Annotated in this window: 9 protein-coding genes and 1 pseudogene; 5 read left to right on the top strand and 5 right to left on the bottom strand. The window is 69.4% G+C overall.

Translation table 11 applies throughout. The features are described 5' to 3' along the window. Positions 1-39: 39 nt before the first annotated feature. The gene (locus tag ACIRU3_RS09550) at positions 40-3306 is read right to left on the bottom strand and encodes a GH92 family glycosyl hydrolase (protein WP_404053793.1); all 3267 of its coding nucleotides are present in this window, start codon (positions 3304-3306) and stop codon (positions 40-42) included. A gap of 596 nt (positions 3307-3902) precedes the next feature. Here ACIRU3_RS09550 and ACIRU3_RS09545 point away from each other — a divergent pair. Then, entirely contained in the window at positions 3903-6608 is a 2706-nt protein-coding gene (locus ACIRU3_RS09545) for a SpoIIE family protein phosphatase (RefSeq protein WP_404053790.1), read from the top strand. A gap of 64 nt (positions 6609-6672) precedes the next feature. Here the strand turns inward: ACIRU3_RS09545 and ACIRU3_RS09540 are convergent, their stop codons facing one another. Together ACIRU3_RS09540 and acnA are read right to left on the bottom strand one after the other, a co-directional pair. Further along, positions 6673-8190, bottom strand: coding sequence for an ATP-binding protein (locus tag ACIRU3_RS09540; protein ID WP_404053789.1), 1518 nt, complete (start codon positions 8188-8190; stop codon positions 6673-6675). A gap of 232 nt (positions 8191-8422) precedes the next feature. Then, on the bottom strand, positions 8423-11137 hold the full coding sequence (gene acnA / locus ACIRU3_RS09535; RefSeq protein ID WP_404053786.1) for an aconitate hydratase AcnA: 2715 nt from the start codon (positions 11135-11137) through the stop codon (positions 8423-8425). Between the two features lie 245 nt (positions 11138-11382). Between acnA and ACIRU3_RS09530 the strand changes: the two genes are divergently transcribed. From ACIRU3_RS09530 to ACIRU3_RS09515, 4 genes and pseudogenes are all read left to right on the top strand, one after another. Beyond that, positions 11383-11715: a hypothetical protein gene (locus ACIRU3_RS09530; RefSeq protein WP_404053784.1), complete on the top strand. Its 333-nt coding sequence runs from the start codon at positions 11383-11385 to the stop codon at positions 11713-11715. A 149-nt stretch (positions 11716-11864) separates the two neighbouring features. Beyond that, entirely contained in the window at positions 11865-13394 is a 1530-nt protein-coding gene (locus ACIRU3_RS09525) for a helix-turn-helix domain-containing protein (protein ID WP_404053782.1), read from the top strand. Positions 13395-13879: 485 nt separating this feature from the next. Continuing rightward, positions 13880-14236: pseudogene (locus ACIRU3_RS09520) on the top strand (cytochrome P450); the annotation flags it as partial. Between the two features lie 230 nt (positions 14237-14466). Next, the gene (locus ACIRU3_RS09515) at positions 14467-14841 is read left to right on the top strand and encodes an HAD family hydrolase (protein WP_404053779.1); all 375 of its coding nucleotides are present in this window, start codon (positions 14467-14469) and stop codon (positions 14839-14841) included. A gap of 84 nt (positions 14842-14925) precedes the next feature. On the opposite strand, the gene ACIRU3_RS09510 is transcribed toward ACIRU3_RS09515, so the two are convergent. Beyond that, positions 14926-15972: a hypothetical protein gene (locus ACIRU3_RS09510; RefSeq protein WP_404053776.1), complete on the bottom strand. Its 1047-nt coding sequence runs from the start codon at positions 15970-15972 to the stop codon at positions 14926-14928. After that, positions 15966-16988: a glycosyltransferase gene (locus ACIRU3_RS09505; protein WP_404053774.1), complete on the bottom strand. Its 1023-nt coding sequence runs from the start codon at positions 16986-16988 to the stop codon at positions 15966-15968. Before ACIRU3_RS09505 ends, ACIRU3_RS09510 begins: the two co-directional genes overlap by 7 nt.

Here is a 16988-nt window from a genome sequence, read left to right as displayed (position 1 = left end):
CGGGTCCCTCGCGGACCCGCCCCTTCGTCGTGCGCAGGGTCAGCCGGTGGCCAGGGTGAACACGTGCAGGTCGGTGTTGTCCGGGAGCCGGACGCTCCGGACGCTCTTGCCGGCCGGGGCCGTGAACGGCTTGGTGGCGAATATGTACGTCGCCACCGGGTCCTTGTCGGCGCCCGCGACATTGCGGTACGCGGTCCTGGCGACCACCTCGTTGCCGTACTGGACGGTGCCGCCTCCGCCGCCGACGGTCCAGTCGGTGAAGGAGAGATCGACGGTGTCGGTCGTGCCGTCGGTGTAGGTGACGGTCGCCCTGGTCTGCTGGTTGCCGTTGACCGCGCTGCCGAGGAAGGACAACCTGCCTGCCGTATCGGCGAGTTCGATGGTCTGGCCGGCGGCCGAGGCGTTGTCCGGGCGGGCGGCGGGCGAGTTCGGCCAGGTGAAGGTGAGGCCGTCGACCGTGCCCTGCTTGCCGGGGGTCAGGCCGGCCGCGGCGAGGGCCTGGCGGGAGTAGCTCCAGCCGCCGCCGTCGTAGTCGGCCTCGTCGTGCTCGCCCTCGTCGTCGGAGACGCCGGTGTTGTTGTAGGCGGCGAGCAGGGTGCCCGGAGCGGCCACGGTCAGGGAGACCGGCTGCTCGTAGGAGGTGTCGCCCGAGGTCACCGTGACCTTGGCGGCGTAGAAGCCCTGGGTGGCGTCCTTCGCCGCGGTGAGGGTGATCTCCTGGGAGCCGTCGGTGACCGTGCCCTCGGCGGGCACGGCCGTGACGCCGGACGGGGTCTCCACCCGGAAGCGCACCTCGGGTCCGGTGCCGCCGCCGAGCGCCAGCGCACGGATGCCGACCTTGGTGCTGTCACCGGGTGCGACCGTGGCGGAGGTGGGGCCGACGCCGATCTGGTACGGCTGCTCCCCCTGCCGGAAGGACGGCGGCGGGGAGTCCGCGCCCCAGCCGCGGTTCGGGGCGGTGGAGAGCGTGTAGTCGAGACGGCCGCCGTCCCGGACGAAGGAGGCGGGCAGCCACGGCCGGTCGCCGGTACGCCCGTTGACCTTCAGGGACCGGATGTACGGGGCGTCGGCCGCCGCTCCCGTGGCGCGGACGGAGATGTCGTTGCCGTGCGGGCGGTGGATCTCGATCCGCTCGAACAGCGGTGAGGCGAGGACGAGTTCGGCCCGGGAGGGCACCTGCGGGTACATGCCGAGGGCGGAGAAGACGTACCAGGACGACATGGCGCCGAGGTCGTCGTTGCCCGGGATGCCGGCGGGCCCGGTCGACCAGAGCTGCCGCATCGCCGCGCGGACGGTCTCCTGCGTCTTGTAGGGGGCGCCCGCGTAGTCGTACAGGTAGGGCACGTTGACCGACGGCTCGTTGTCCAGCTCGGACTTGGTGCCGCCGTTGCCGGTGAAGGCCCAGCCGCCGTCGGCGGTGTGGAAGAAGGAGTCGAGCCGGGCGAGCGCCTTGTCGGTGCCGCCGAGGGCGGCGAAGAGCCCGGCCGGATTGTGCTGGACCATCCAGGTGTACTGGGCGGCCGTGCCCTCCACGAAGCCGTTGCCGGTGTCGGGGGCGAAGCCGGTGACCCAGCTGCCGTCGGCCTTGCGGTTGGCGATGTAGCCGCCGCCCGGGTCGGCCGCGATGTTGAAGTTGTTCTGCCACCACTGGGCGCGGCGGGCGAAGGCGGTCGCGGTGTGCTTCTCCCCCGCCGCGGCGGCCAGTTGGGAGAGGGAGAAGTCGGCGGTGGACATCTCCAGGGTCTCGGCGGCGCCGCCCCAGGCGTTGGAGACGCTGGGCATGTAGTGCAGCTTGAGGTACTTGTCGAGCGACGGGCGCTGGCCCACCGACAGCACCGGCTTGCCGGATCCGGACAGGTCCTGCTGTGTGGGTACGGTGGCCGCCTTGACCAGCGATGCCAGGGCGCCCTCGAGGTCGAAGCGGGTGCCGCCGAAGGCGTGGATGCCGGCCAGTGCGGTGGGCGAGGGATCGCCGTTCATGACGTGGGTGCCGCTCGCGCCGTGCAGCCAGCGGTCCCAGACCCCGCCGTTCTGCCGGGCGAGTGCGTACAGCGACTGCGCGATGTCGGAGCCCGTCGCGGGGTCGAGCAAGGTCAGCAGCTGCACCTGGTCGCGATAGACGTCCCAGCCGGAGAAGGTGCCGAACTGGGCGCGGTGGCCGCGGCCCACCCGGTGCACCTTTCCGTCGCTGCCCCGGTAGCGGCGGTCGGCGTCGCTGATGACGTTCGGGTGCAGCAGCGAGTGGTAGAGGGCGGTGTAGAAGGTGGTGCGCTCGGCGTCGGTGCCGCCGCCGACCCGGATGGCGGCCAGCCGGTCGCGCCAGGCGCGGCGGGCCGCTTCCCTGACCGCGTCGAAGGAGCGCGCCGGCGGGTTCTCCGCCCTGAGGTTGGCCTCGGCGGCCTGCCGGCTGACGTAGGAGATGCCGACCTTGACGTTCACGGGGCCGGCGCCGGGTGCGAACCGGACGTACCCCCCGGCGCCCTTGCCCGCGACGGGCCGGCCGCCCTGCGAGAATCCGCCCGTGCCGCCGGAGGCGGCCAGCGAGCCGGGGCTCAGCTTCTCGTCCTGCCAGGTGCCGGTGGCGGTGAAGGCGCGGTCGAAACGGGCGGTGAAGTACACGGTGTAGTACGAGCGCCGGCCCTCCGGGTCGAGGTAGCCGCAGAAGTTCCCGGAGGTGACGGAGCCGGAGACGGTGCGGGTCTCCGGGTCGATGGTGATCGTCGAATCCTCCGAGCCCACCTCGGAGTTGGCGGCGCGCACGAGCAGTGAGGCGGGCTTGTCCGCCGGGTAGGTGAAGCGGGCCGAGCCCGTGCGGGTGGTCGCGGTGAGATCGGCGGTGACGCCGGAGGCGAGGCCCACTCGGTAATGGCCCGGTTCGGCGGTCTCGTCGGTGTGGCGGAAGTCCGAGGCGTAGACGGCGTCCTTGGTGTCACCGGCCGGGGAGGAGGTGACCTCGCCCGCGTACGGGAAGAACGGGATGTCGCCGCTGCCGCCCGCGCAGCCCGTGCCGGACATGTGGGTCAGGCTGAAGCCGCGGATGCGGGTGGTGTCGTACTGGTACCCGCCGGGCGCGGCGGTGCGGGTGGCGTCGCCTCTGGTGTTCTCCGGACTCCAGGAGAGCATGCCGAACGGCATGACGGCACCGGGAAAGACGTTGCCGCCGTTCTTGGTGCCGATCAGCGGATCGACGTACGCGGTCGGATCCTTGACGAGGTCGGGTGGAGCTGCGGTCGCCGCGAGGGCGGGAGTGGCGCCGCCGGTCGCGAGCACCGCGGCCAGCAGCAGGGACGTGGGACGGAAACGCATGACGCGGCCCTTCCTAATGACGGACGGGTCGCGCACCACAGGTCGCACAAGCCGCAGGGACAGTAACGTGCGCCACCCGTAGCACGGAAGACCGCGTGCGCTTCCTCAGGCACACCCGGGATCACCCGGTCGGACTACCCGAAGTGGCTTGACATCGTTGTCGGTTGAGGCGGTAGAGTCATGTACAGACCATAAGACAACGTTGTCGCGCTCCACATGGACAAGCCCGCGAGGGTATTGCCGCACAAGCCAGCACCACCCGGGCAGGGACACCACAGCCCCCCTCTCCTGCCCGGCTCGCGGACCCGGTGTGCCCGACCACCGGGTCCGCCCAGAGCGGCTCAACCGACCCGGCCGGGAAGGGTGGTGGAGCCCTCGGCAGTCGCGCGCGCCGCACGGAGCCACGAAGAAATCCGGCATGGATGCCGCGATTTTTGGGAGCGCTCCCACGCCGTGTTCCGGTGGCACGAAGTGCCGACCGAGGGGAATGTGACGTCCATCGCTTGGACCAGCCATAGCCACGTACTAAATGCCGGTGCTAGAAATGTCGCATGTCGGACCTATTCGACCGAATCAGGCGTTTCTCATGGCGCTCGATGGTCGGCAAGAGCCCCCGCAGCGTCGCCGGGCAGGTCTTCGTCCTGCAAGCGGCGCTGGTGGTGGCCCTGGTGGTCTGCGCCGTCATCGCCCTCGTCCTGCAGTCGGAACGTGACACCACCACGGAGGCCAAGCGCCGGTCCATCGCCGTCGCGGAGACCTTCGCGCACTCCCCGGGCGTCGAACAGGCGCTGCACAGCCCCGACCCGTCGAAGGTGCTCCAGCCGCTCACGGAGGCGGGGCGCAAGAGCGCGGGCGTCGACTTCATCGTGGTCATGGACACCAAGGGCATCCGCTACACCCACCCCATCCCGAGCAAGATCGGCAAGCGTTTCGTCGGCAGGATCGAGCCGTCGCTCGCCGGGAAGGTCTACACCGAGAGCGTCCACGGCCCGCTCGGCCACGAGGTGCAGGCGACCGTTCCCATAGACGACTCCCACGGCAAGGTGATCGCCCTCGTCTCCGCCGGCCTGAAGGTCAAGAACGTGACCAGCGAGGTGAACCGGCAGCTGCCGATCATCCTGACCGCCGGCGCCACGGCGCTCGTGCTGTCGACCGGCGGGACGGCACTCGTGGGCAGGCGGCTGCGGCGGCAGACGCACAGCCTGGCCCCCGACGAGATGACCCGCATGTACGAGCATCACGACACGGTGCTGCACTCGGTGCGGGAAGGAGTGCTCATCGTCGGTGACGACGGGTTCCTGCTCCTGGCCAACGACGAGGCCAGGCGACTGCTGGAGCTGCCCCCCGAGGCCGAGGGGCGGCACGTGCGGGAGCTGTCGGGCCTCGACACCGAAATGGTGGAGCTGCTCGCCTCCGGGAGCGAGGCCACCGACGCGGTGCACTTCGCCGGGGGACGGCTGCTCGTGGTCAACCAGCGGCCCACGGACGGCCCCGGAGGTCCCGGCGGCACCGTGGTGACGCTTCGCGACTCCACCGAGCTGCAGGCGGTGTCCGGCCGGGCGGAGGCCGCACGGGAGCGACTCGAGCTGCTGTACGACGCCGGACTGGGCATCGGCACCACACTCGACGTGGTCCGCACGGCCGACGAGCTGGCCCAGCTCGCCGTCCCCCGCTTCGCCGACTTCATCACCGTGGACGTGGGCGACGGCGTGCTGCACGGCGAGGAACCTGCCCCCACGGCGACGGACATGCGGCGCGTCGCCGTGCGCGGCATCCGGGACGACCATCCCCTCTACGAGAAGGGCCGGCTGATCGACTTCCTGCCCTCCACCCCCCAGGCGCGCGGCTACGGCGCGGGCCGCTCCGAGCTGGTGACCGACCTGTCGACCGCCACGGGCTGGCAGGCACAGGACCCGGAGCGGGCCCAGCAGATCATCGAGTTCGGCATCCACTCGCTCATCGCCGCCCCGATCAAGGCCCGCGGTGTCGTCCTGGGCATGGCCAATTTCTGGCGTTCCAAGCGCGACCCCTTCGACGAGGAGGAGCTGTCACTGGCGGAGGAGCTGGTGGCCCGGGCCGCGGTCAGCATCGACAACGCCCGCCGCTACGCCCGCGAGCACGCCCTTGCGGTCACCCTCCAGCGCAGCCTGCTGCCGCGGGCGCTGCCCGAGCAGAGCGCCCTGGAGGTCGGCTACCGCTATCTGCCGGCCCAGTCCGGCGTGAGCGGCGACTGGTTCGACGTGATCCCGCTGCCCGGGAGCCGGGTGGCGCTGGCCGTCGGCGATGTGGTCGGGCACGGCCTGCACGCCGCCGCGACGATGGGCCGGCTGCGCACCGCGGTCCACAACTTCTCCACGCTCGACCTGCCGCCCGACGAACTGCTCAGCCATCTCGACGACCTGGTCGGCCGCATCGACCAGGACGAGGCCTGCGCGGAGGCGACCGCGGAGATCGTGGGCGCGACCTGCCTGTACGCGATCTACGACCCGGTGTCGCGCCGCTGTGTCATGGCGCGCGCCGGGCACCTGGCGCCCGCACTGGTGCACCCCGACGGCAATGTCACGTTCCCCGACCTGCCGGCCGGGCCGCCGCTCGGCCTCGGCGGCATGCCGTTCCAGACGGCGGAGCTGGAGCTGGCCGAGGGAACTCAGCTCGTCCTGTACACCGACGGCCTCATCGAGGACCGCACACGGGACCTGGACGTGGGCATGGAGCTGCTGCGCCAGGCGCTGGCGGGCCACCCCGACCGCGCGCCGGAGGAGAGCTGCCAGGCGGTGCTGGACGAGCTGCTGCCGGAGCGGGCCAAGGACGACGTCGCCCTGCTCATCGCGCGCACCCACGCGCTGCCGCCCGAGAACGTCGCCGACTGGGACGTGCCGTGCGACCCGGCCGCCGTGTCCGGGATGCGTGGCGCGGTGTCCGAGAAGCTGGAGGAGTGGGGCCTGGCCGAGCTGGGCTTCGGCATGGAACTGGTGCTGAGCGAGCTGATCACCAACGCCATCCGCTACGGCTCCGACCCGATCCATGTCCGGCTGATCCGGGACCGGACGCTGGTCTGCGAGGTGGCCGACGGCAGCAGCACCTCGCCGCATCTGCGGTACGCCGCGACGACCGACGAGGGAGGCCGGGGTCTGTTCCTGGTCTCGCAGATGACCGAGCGCTGGGGCACCAGGTACACCCCCCAGGGCAAGGTCATCTGGGCCGAGGTGGCACTGCCGGACATCACGGGGTTCCTCACCGACTCAGGGAACTCGGGCGACTCGGAGGGTTCGGGGGACCTGAGGGGACCTGAAGGGACCTGAGGTGACCTTAGGTGACCTGAGGGGAGCTGAAGGGACCTGAGGTGACCTGAGGGGCTGACGGGGCTCAGGCGGAGCTGCCCAGCGGCCGGGAGGCCGGGCGTGGGGTGCCGGACCTTCTGTCCGAGGGCGTTTCCCCGACCGTGGGCGACGGCACGGCGCCGGGGAGTTCGACCGTGAACTCGGTCCGCCCCGGGACGCTGTCCACATGGATTCGGCCTCCGTGTGCCGCCGTGATCGCCGCGGCGATCGCGAGCCCGAGGCCCGAACCGCCCTGGGCACCGGGGGCCCGGGAGCGTGAGGCGTCGGCCCGCGTGAAGCGTTCGAAGACGGACGGAAGAAGGCCGGGCGGGATTCCGGGGCCGTCGTCGCGGACGCGGATCACCTGGCGGGTCGCGGTGGACGCGACCGTGGCGGTGACGGTCGTACCGGGCGGGGTGTGCACGCGCGCGTTGGCCAGCAGGACGGCCACCACCTGACGCAGCCGGGCCGCGTCCCCGGCGACCGGCGCCGGGGTGTCCGGGCGGAGTTCGAGCCGCCACAGATGACCGGCGCCGGACGCCCGGGCGTCCCACACGGCCTCGGCGACGACGACGGCCAGGTCCACCTCGGCGTTCCGCAGCGGGCGTCCCTCGTCCAGACGGGCGAGCAGCAGCAGGTCCTCGACCAGGTCCGTCATGCGCGCCGACTCGGCCAGGACCCGGCGCCAGGCGAGGTCGGGGGCGACGCGGTTCATCAGCTCGGCGTACCCGGCGACGGAGGCGAGCGGGGTGCGCAGTTCGTGGCCGGCGTCGGCGACGAAGCGGCGCATGCGCTCCTCACCGCGCCGGCGTTCGGCGTACGAGGCCTCGACGTGGTCGATCATCCGGTTGAGGGCGGCGCCGACCTGGCCGGCCTCGCCGCTGGGGTCCGTGTCGCGTTCGGGCACCCGGGGCAGCGCGGTGATCCGGCCGTGCCCGAGCGGTACCCGGGAGACCTCGACGGCGGTGGCGGCGACCCGGTCGAGCGGGCGCAGCTGCCGCCGGATGACGACCGCGCAGACGCCACCGGCGACCGCGAGTCCGGCGGCCCCGACGACCGTCTCGATCTCGACCAGCCTGCGGAGCGTGTCCCGGACGTCGTCCATGGGCAGGCCGGCCAGGACGCGGGTGCCGCCGGCGTCGAGGGCGGCGACGCGGTAGGCGCCGAGCCCGGGCACGGTCCGGGTGTGCACCGAGCCGTCGGCTCGGATGCCGGTGAGGGAGTCGCGCTGGACCGCGGTGAGGGTGCGCGGGGCCGCCTCCCGCGTGACGACCGCGGCGGAGACGATGTGCCCGGTGGCGTCGAACCGGGCGGCGAGCAGCCCCTCGGTGTGGCCGCCCCTGCCGAGGAAGCCGAGGCCGGCGGGGAGTGCGGGGTGGAGCGCGGCTCCGCCCAGGCCGCGTTCGGCGGCGTCGTTCACCCGGTCGTCCAGGGTGCCCATGAGGTAGGCGCGCTGGGCGAGGACGGTGGTGAGGGCGAGCGCGGCGCAGACGCACACGAGGGTGGCCGTGATCAGGACCAGCAGCCGCGTGCGCAGCGAGCGGGCCCGCGGGCGGCGGCTCATCTGCCCTGCTCCGCGGACCGGATGCGATACCCGAGACCGCGCACGGGGTGGATCGTCGAGGTGGTACGTGACCCAGTGGTGCCAGACATGTACCGATCCTGTCCCGGTCCGCTGGGGAAACCCTGTGTTCCGCCTGAGGGTCGGTGATGACCTGGGCGCGGACGGCCCGGGCACGGCCGAGGGCCGCACCCCCGCACCGGGGATGCGGCCCTGAACGGCCGTGCCGTACCGCTTACTTGCGGATCAGGCTGCGCAGCACGTACTGCATGATGCCGCCGTTGCGGTAGTAGTCGGCCTCACCGGGGGTGTCGATGCGGACGACCGCGTCGAACTCGACACCGGAGTCGGTGGTGACCTTGACCGTGCGCGGCGTGGTGCCGTCGTTCAGCTCGGTCACGCCGGAGAAGGAGAAGGTCTCCTCACCGGTCAGACCGAGGGACTCGGCGGACTGGCCCTCCGGGAACTGCAGCGGCAGGACGCCCATGCCGATGAGGTTCGAGCGGTGGATGCGCTCGTACGACTCGGCGATGACGGCCTTGACGCCGAGCAGCGCGGTGCCCTTGGCGGCCCAGTCGCGGGACGAACCGGAGCCGTACTCCTTGCCGGCCAGGACGACCAGCGGGATGCCCTGCTCGATGTAGTTGCGGGAGGCGTCGTAGATGAACGCCACCGGCGCGTCGGCCTGCGTGAAGTCGCGGGTGTAGCCGCCCTCGGTGCCCGGCGCGATCTGGTTGCGCAGGCGGATGTTGGCGAACGTACCGCGGATCATGACCTCGTGGTTGCCTCGGCGGGAGCCGTAGGAGTTGAAGTCGACGCGCTTGACGCCGTGCTCCGTGAGGTACTGGCCCGCCGGGGTGTCGGCCTTGATCGCACCGGCCGGGGAGATGTGGTCGGTGGTGACCGAGTCGCCCAGCTTGGCGAGCACACGGGCACCGGCGATGTCGGTGACGGGGGCCGGCTCCATCTCCATGCCCTCGAAGTACGGGGGCTTGCGGACGTAGGTCGACTCGGCGTCCCACTCGAAGGTGTTGCCGGTCGGGATCGGCAGCGACTGCCACTGGGCGTCGCCGGCGAAGACGTCCTGGTAGGACTTGTTGAACATGTCCTCGCCGATGGCGTTGGCCACGACGTCGTTGACCTCGGCCTCGGTCGGCCAGATGTCGGTCAGGTAGACCGGGTTGCCGGCCTGGTCGGTGCCGAGGGCGTCCTTGGTGATGTCCACCTTCATGGAGCCCGCGAGGGCGTACGCGACGACCAGCGGCGGGGAGGCCAGGTAGTTCATCTTGACGTCGGGGTTGATCCGGCCCTCGAAGTTCCGGTTGCCGGAGAGGACCGAGGTGACCGCGAGGTCGTGGTCGTTGACGGCCTTGGAGACCTCGTCCGGCAGCGGGCCGGAGTTGCCGATGCAGGTGGTGCAGCCGTAGCCGACGAGGTTGAAGCCGACCTTGTCGAGGTACGGGGTCAGACCCGCCTTGTCGAAGTAGTCGGTGACGACCTTCGAGCCCGGGGCGAGCGTGGTCTTGACCCACGGCTTGCGGGTCAGGCCCTTCTCGACCGCCTTCTTGGCCACCAGGGCGGCGGCGACCATGACGTACGGGTTCGAGGTGTTGGTGCAGGAGGTGATGGCCGCGACCGTCACCGCACCGTGGTCGATCTCGTAGGACGAGCCGTCGGGGGCGGTCACGGTGACCGGGTTGGACGGGACGCCGTTGGTGGACGCCGGGGCGTCGGACGCCGGGAAGGACTCCTTGCCGGCCTCGTCGGCGGTGTCGACGTAGTTGCGGACGTCGAGCGCGAACTGCTGGGCGGCGTTCGCGAGGACGATACGGTCCTGCGGACGCTTGGGGCCGGCGATCGAGGGCACGACCGTCGACAGGTCCAGCTCGAGCTTCTCGGAGAAGTCCGGCTCGGCCTTCGGGTCCAGCCAGAGGCCCTGCTCCTTGGCGTACGCCTCGACGAGCGCGACCTGCTGGTCGCTGCGGCCGGTCAGGCGCAGGTACTTCAGGGTCTCGCCGTCGATCGGGAAGATCGCGGCGGTGGAGCCGAACTCCGGCGACATGTTGCCGATGGTGGCGCGGTTGGCGAGCGAGGTGGCGGCCACGCCCTCGCCGTAGAACTCGACGAACTTGCCGACCACACCGTGCTTGCGGAGCATCTCGGTGATGGTGAGCACGAGGTCGGTGGCGGTGGTGCCCGGCTTGAGCTCACCGGTGAGCTTGAAGCCGACGACGCGCGGGATGAGCATGGAGACCGGCTGGCCGAGCATCGCGGCCTCGGCCTCGATGCCGCCGACGCCCCAGCCCAGCACACCGAGGCCGTTGACCATGGTGGTGTGCGAGTCGGTGCCGACGAGGGTGTCGGGGTACGCCTGGCCGTTACGGACCATGACGGTGCGGGCCAGGTGCTCGATGTTGACCTGGTGGACGATGCCGGTGCCCGGCGGGACGACCTTGAACTCGTCGAAGGCGGTCTGGCCCCAGCGCAGGAACTGGTAGCGCTCCTTGTTGCGGCCGTACTCCAGCTCGACGTTCACCTTGAAGGCGTCGTTCGTGCCGAACTTGTCGGCGATGACGGAGTGGTCGATGACCAGCTCGGCCGGCGCCAGCGGGTTGATCTTCGCCGGGTCGCCGCCCAGCTCCTTGACGGCCTCACGCATGGTCGCGAGGTCCACGACGCAGGGGACGCCGGTGAAGTCCTGCATGATCACGCGGGCCGGCGTGAACTGGATCTCCTGCGAGGGCTGGGCCTGGGAGTCCCAGTTGCCGAGGGCGCGGATGTGGTCGGCGGTGATGTTCGCGCCGTCCTCCGTGCGGAGCAGGTTCTCCAGCAGGACCTTCAGGCTGTAGGGAAGGCGCGCGGAGCCCTCGACCTTGTCCAGCCGGAAGATCTCGTACGACTCGTCGCCCACCTGCAGCGTGCTGCGGGCGTCGAAGCTGTTCGCCGACACGACAGTCTCCTTCATTGATGTGCGCGTACCACCGCAATCCTGCCGCCACGTCGTCTTGGCCGATCCGCTAAGGTAAGGCTAAGTTAGGTAGGCCTTACCGGGGTGGCGGCTGCGGTGCACCTCGGCAGATATCTCGATGTCGAGATAACTCTAGTACATGGGGGCCGACTGGTCATGTCCGGCCGGGCCCGGTCCTGCCGTTTTTCGGTGGCGTCGGCCACACGACGATGAGCGAAGATCGCCACATGTCTCTCGATACCGCCCTGATCGGCCACTGGGACAGCTCACCCTTCGACTTCGGCGTCATGGAGGCGTCGGAGCTGGAGTTCCTCGACGACGGACAGGGGTGCGGCACGATAAGCAACGCCCTGGGCGACCAGGTCGCCCCGTTCTCGTGGCACTGTCCGGAGCTGGGGACGCTGGAGGTGCGCGACGAGTTCGGCGACGTCGAGCGGTACCACTACACCGTCGCCCCCGCCCTGCCGCCGTACGCGACGGACCCCATCCCGGCAGTCCGCTTCGAGCCGTTCCTGTTCTACGCGCGCGAGTACGCGAGGATTTCTACTGCTTCCGGGTGAAGATCTAAGAAATCAGAAGAGTCGCCGCCTATCGGGTAAATCCCCCATATAGTCCCACATCTCCCGCATCCCTGCAGGTCACTGACAGCGGGTCACCCGAATGGCCCCCCCAACAGGCGCCATCTCATATGTGAGATAACCTCGGCCTCATGGCAGACGACTACCTCGTACGCATCGGCAAGCTCATCCGTGACGCCCGGCAACACCGAGGCTGGACACAGACGCAGCTCGCGGAAGCGCTCGGCACCAGTCAGAGCGCGGTGAACCGCATCGAGCGCGGGAACCAGAACATCAGCCTTGAGATGATCGCCCGGATCGGTGAGGCTCTGGACAGCGAGATCGTCTCGCTGGGCTATGCGGGTCCGATGCATCTGCGCGTGGTCGGCGGCCGTCGGCTGTCCGGCGCCATCGACGTCAAGACCAGCAAGAACGCGTGCGTCGCCCTGCTGTGCGCCTCGCTGCTGAACAAGGGGCGCACGGTGCTGCGCCGGGTGGCCCGGATCGAGGAGGTGTACCGCCTGCTGGAGGTGCTCAACTCCATCGGCGTGCGCACCCGCTGGATCAACGACGGGGTCGACCTGGAACTGGTGCCGCCGGCCGAGCTGGAGATGGCGGCGATCGACGCGGAGGCCGCCGTCCGCACCCGCTCCATCATCATGTTCCTCGGTCCGCTGCTGCACCGCATGGACCACTTCAAGCTGCCGTACGCCGGCGGCTGCGACCTGGGCACCCGGACCATCGAACCGCACATGATCGCGCTGCGCCGGTTCGGTCTGGACATCGCAGCCACCGAGGGCCAGTACCACGCACAGGTCGACCGCACGGTCCGCCCCGACCGCCCGATCGTGCTGACCGAGCGCGGCGACACCGTGACCGAGAACGCGCTGCTGGCCGCCGCCCGGCACGACGGCGTGACCGTCATCCGCAACGCCTCCTCCAACTACATGGTCCAGGACCTGTGTTTCTTCCTTGAGGCGCTCGGCGTCAAGGTCGAGGGCATCGGCACCACCACGCTGACCGTGCACGGTGTGCCGAACATCGACGTCGACGTCGACTACTCCCCCTCCGAGGACCCGGTCGAGGCGATGAGCCTGCTGGCCGCCGCGGTCGTCACGGAGTCGGAACTGACGGTCCGCCGCGTCCCCATCGAGTTCCTCGAGATCGAGCTGGCGGTCCTGGAGGAGATGGGCCTCGACCACGACCGCAGCCCCGAGTACTTCGCGGACAACGGCCGTACCCGTCTGGTGGACCTCACGGTCCGGCCCTCCAAGCTGGAGGCCCCGATCGACAAGATCCACCCCATGCCCTTCCCGGGCCTGAACATCGACAACGTCCCCTTCTTCGCGGCCATCGCGGCCGTCGCGCAGGGCCAGACGCTGATTCACGACTGGGTCTACGACAACCGCGCGATCTACCTGACGGACCTCAACCGGCTCGGCGGCCGCCTGCAGCTGCTGGACCCGCACCGCGTCCTGGTCGAGGGCCCGACCCGCTGGCGCGCCGCCGAGATGATGTGCCCGCCCGCCCTGCGCCCCGCGGTGGTCGTGCTGCTGGCGATGATGGCGGCCGAGGGCACGTCGGTGCTGCGCAACGTGTACGTCATCAACCGCGGGTACGAGGATCTCGCGGAGCGGCTGAACTCGATCGGGGCGCAGATCGAGATCTTCCGGGACATCTGATTGGCGGAGTGTCGTGCCCCTAGGAGATGAGGGGCACGACACTCCTAAATGCATGCTGACCTGCTGTTACACACTTGCGGGACCCTCCATTGATCATCGCTGTTTTTCATCACCTTGTGCAACGCGCGTGCAAGATGATCTTAAATTGGTGACGATACATCAGAGATATCTGACTATCCGTCAGCCTTCACGGAGAGTGCTCGCCAAAGGGGCCTCGCAATGTCCGCACCGACGGTGCCACTGGCGTTCCTGAGATTCGGAGTTCAGTCCTCGCCGCGCACGCGCATCAAGCGCACTACACCGCTACGGCCAGTTCCAGCCCGGACCTCCACGCGCACCGGCGCTCCTTCGATCATCCGGCTGACCCCCACGTCCGGGTCGGCGACCTGCTGACCGAGGCGCCCGCCGACAGCGTCCGCGACGACCCTGCCCGGGAGCGCGTCGAGACGAGCAGTGAAACGCGTGCTGCCGTCGTCGGGCCTGCCAACGGCACGGCCACTTTCCGATTCACCACGGAAGCCGTCACACTCGGCGGCACCGAGATCCCCGCCGGTGTCCCGGTAATGATCGCTCTTGGAACCGCCAACCGAGACCCGGAGCGATTCCCCTCGCCGGACCAGCTCAACCTGGACCGGGAAGCCGCCAGCCACCTCAGCTTCGGCCACGGCATCCATCGCTGCGTCGGCGCTCCCCTCGCCAGAGCCGAAGCCGACATCGCCCTGCGCGCGATCCTGTCCCGCTTCCCTGGGATCCGGCTTGCCGTATTGCCTGATCAACTGGACTGGCGGCGCACCCGCCTTGTGCGCGGACTGGTCTCACTTCCTGTCCTGACCTCGTCATGAGTACGGCTGTTCCTCTCCCGAGCCGCAACCGCCCACATAGGGCAGGGCGACCTCAAAGCCGGCTGCGCCACGGCACACGAGGTCCTCGGCCTCGCCGAGAATCTTCAGTCGGCACGGTTCGACAGTCACGTCACGTGCGTGATCCAACAACTTCGCCCCGTCGCCCACAGCCCGTACGCTCAAGACGTACTGGAGCGACGCGCCGCCATGGCAGCAGCAGGGAGCCGAACTTGACCGACGCCAGGCAGATTCTCGTGCTCTGGGACATCGACCGCACCCTGCTGTACGTCGGTGACATCGACCGGCAGGTGTACCGGGAGACCTTCACGGAGATCGGCGGATATTCCTCGGACGACGAACACCGCCCAGCTCAGGCCAAGTACGGAACCACCGCCTTCAGCCGCTCCAACACGGTCATCATCGGAGATTCCCTCGAAGACGTCCGTACCGGGCTTGAAGGCGGTGCTCCTGTGATCGGAGTCGCATCCGGCAAGACCACCGCTGCCGAACTCTCCACGGCCGGAGCCGACGTGGTCCTCGACAGTCTCGAAGACGTCCCACGGCTCCTGGACGCGATCGTCAAAACGACCCACGACCGCAACTGATGACAGCTGCCCGCCAGGGTTCCTCAACTGCCCGGATTACATGAGTGATACCGGCACTCGCGTCTCCGCCCTCGACTCAATAAATCATCCAGTATGCCTGACTCGATCTACTTTGACAGAGAGGGAGATGCTGAGCTCCTCCTCAATCGCCATGGCCACGGCTGGCCATGGGACATTCGGCTCACCGAACAGTCGCCAATATCGATACGAGGCACGAACCAGGGAGCTGACGCCCAATCTCGCCGAATAAGGGTCGATCGTTCCGATCACCCGGCGTGTGATTCCGCCAGCCCCTCGCGCGGTGGGACGGATGCCGTGCGCGAGGAGGAGAGTGGCGGTACGGACGGCGTCCAGAGTCGGTGGGGGCGCCAGGGGCGCGAACTTGCCGAAGACGAGGTCCATCCACCCCAGCCGCGTACGTGCCCAGGCCAACCGCTCCAAGCCGGTGCCGAGGTCTACCGCCATTCGCGCAGGGTTGTCGGCGTTCCATAGAAGGACGATGTCGCCGAGAGACAGGTCGAGGTGGTTGAAGCGAAGGGTGACGCCTTCGACTTGGCGACGTCGCCATGCTGCCAGCTTTCCCTGGACGCTGATGTGGCGCGCGTGGAAACCCAATCGCGACAGCACACTGAGCCAGCCATCCAGGATCACACCGTATTCGTCCATGCGCTGAATTGGCTGGACACGGGAAACGTTGACGAACGAGGTCAGAAATCCATCCCGGAGGTCGCCCGATGCGTCACGTTGCCCGGTGAAACGGACAACAGGCTGAGGCAGGAAGCCGCTGCGGTAGGTCAGCGGACGCCCATCTTTGAGGAGGGGGTCGAGGGCTTGGACGGCCGAGATCGTCAGCTCGGTCTCGCGGCCCCACCGAAGTGGCAGGCAGGCGTCCTGCGGGACGCCCTGGGCGGCGAAACTTGCCTTCAGTTCCGCCAGCAGCCCCTCCCACGACGGGGCTTGGCGGGGCGGACGGTACGGCGAGCCCCTGTGGGCGTGCTCGATTGCAATCCGCCCGTCGGCGAAGGTGAACTCCCAGTGGGGTCCCAGAGCTTGGCGCAGGACCGCAGGTAAGCGGCCCTCTGTATCGGTCGGCGGACCGGGCGCAAGCTCTCCGAGACCGCTCGTCAGCATGGCCGAGTCGACATCGCCGTAAAGTGGCGGGCCGGATCGAAGCGATGCATTCCGATCTCTTGGGCCTCCGTGTGGTTGAGGTCTTCGGCCTGCTCAATCGCGAGGGCGAGAAGCTCCGCAGCGGTTTCGTCGTCCTCGTCGGGATCGGCCACCGTAATCACGCCTGTCCGTTCGCACAGGGCCGCCTCGGCGCAGGTCCCCTCGCGCCATGTGAGCGCAGCCATAGGGGTGCCGGTGCGGAGGGACTCGCCGAAAACGGCAGCGCCGGCCTCCACGTAGGTACGGGCGTAGGTGTAGACGAAGACGGAGGCGTCGCGGATGGCGGCGGTCTTGGCGGGACCCCCGAGTTCGCCGGCCCACTTCACGTGGTCCGCGCTGAAGAGGCGTCCGTGGCGTTGTACATACGCTTGGTCGAAGACCGGGCCGACGATTTGTATCCGGCGGCCGAGGATCTGAGCGGCTCGAACAGCGATGTGGGGCGCCTTTTCGTCGTCTATGCGGCCAAGCCACACGAGGTCGTCACCGGTGACGGCCGACGGCTCTTCCTCGTCCAGGCCGAGGTGTACAGCGAGTTCAGGGATCGGCTGGTGGTCTGCATACCGCTCGACCATCTCAGGCGAGTAGCAGTAGAGCCGTGACCGTTTGCCGTCGAAGGCCGCATCGGCGTGCTCGAAGACGGGCGAGTGCTGGAACGTGGCAACGTCGCAGTCCAGGTCGTTCCAGGTACGCGTCCAGGCTGGCAGCGACGGGTATTCGTGCCCCACGACCAGGAGGTCGTATCCGGTGCTGCGGAGATCGCGCGAGGCGAGCGACCCGGTGGTGGTGTCCTCCAGGCGGACCGGCCGACGAACCCAGTCGTTCTCCAGGTTCGTGAGCCAGCCCGGCCCGAGGAGGTGTACGTCGGCGCCTGCGGCTCGGGCGCCTACGGCGACCGCCCACAGCCATCGTTCGATCCCGCCGTAACCGGCGGGTGGAAAAGCGTAGCTACTGGGGAAGTCGCAGACGCCGACGAGCAC

This window comes from Streptomyces sp. NPDC101151 (assembly GCF_044768335.1).
Lineage (GTDB): Bacteria > Actinomycetota > Actinomycetes > Streptomycetales > Streptomycetaceae > Streptomyces.
This window is presented reverse-complemented; position numbering and strand designations above follow the sequence as displayed.

Bases quoted from the DNA above. Each gene is read 5' to 3' on its own strand.
- ACIRU3_RS09550 (WP_404053793.1), bottom strand. From the start codon at position 3,306: ATGCGTTTCCGTCCCACGTCCCTGCTGCTGGCCGCGGTGCTCGCGACC.
- ACIRU3_RS09545 (WP_404053790.1), top strand. From the start codon at position 3,903: ATGGTCGGCAAGAGCCCCCGCAGCGTCGCCGGGCAGGTCTTCGTCCTG.
- ACIRU3_RS09540 (WP_404053789.1), bottom strand. From the start codon at position 8,190: ATGAGCCGCCGCCCGCGGGCCCGCTCGCTGCGCACGCGGCTGCTGGTC.
- ACIRU3_RS09530 (WP_404053784.1), top strand. From the start codon at position 11,383: ATGTCTCTCGATACCGCCCTGATCGGCCACTGGGACAGCTCACCCTTC.
- ACIRU3_RS09525 (WP_404053782.1), top strand. From the start codon at position 11,865: ATGGCAGACGACTACCTCGTACGCATCGGCAAGCTCATCCGTGACGCC.
- ACIRU3_RS09510 (WP_404053776.1), bottom strand. From the start codon at position 15,972: ATGCTGACGAGCGGTCTCGGAGAGCTTGCGCCCGGTCCGCCGACCGAT.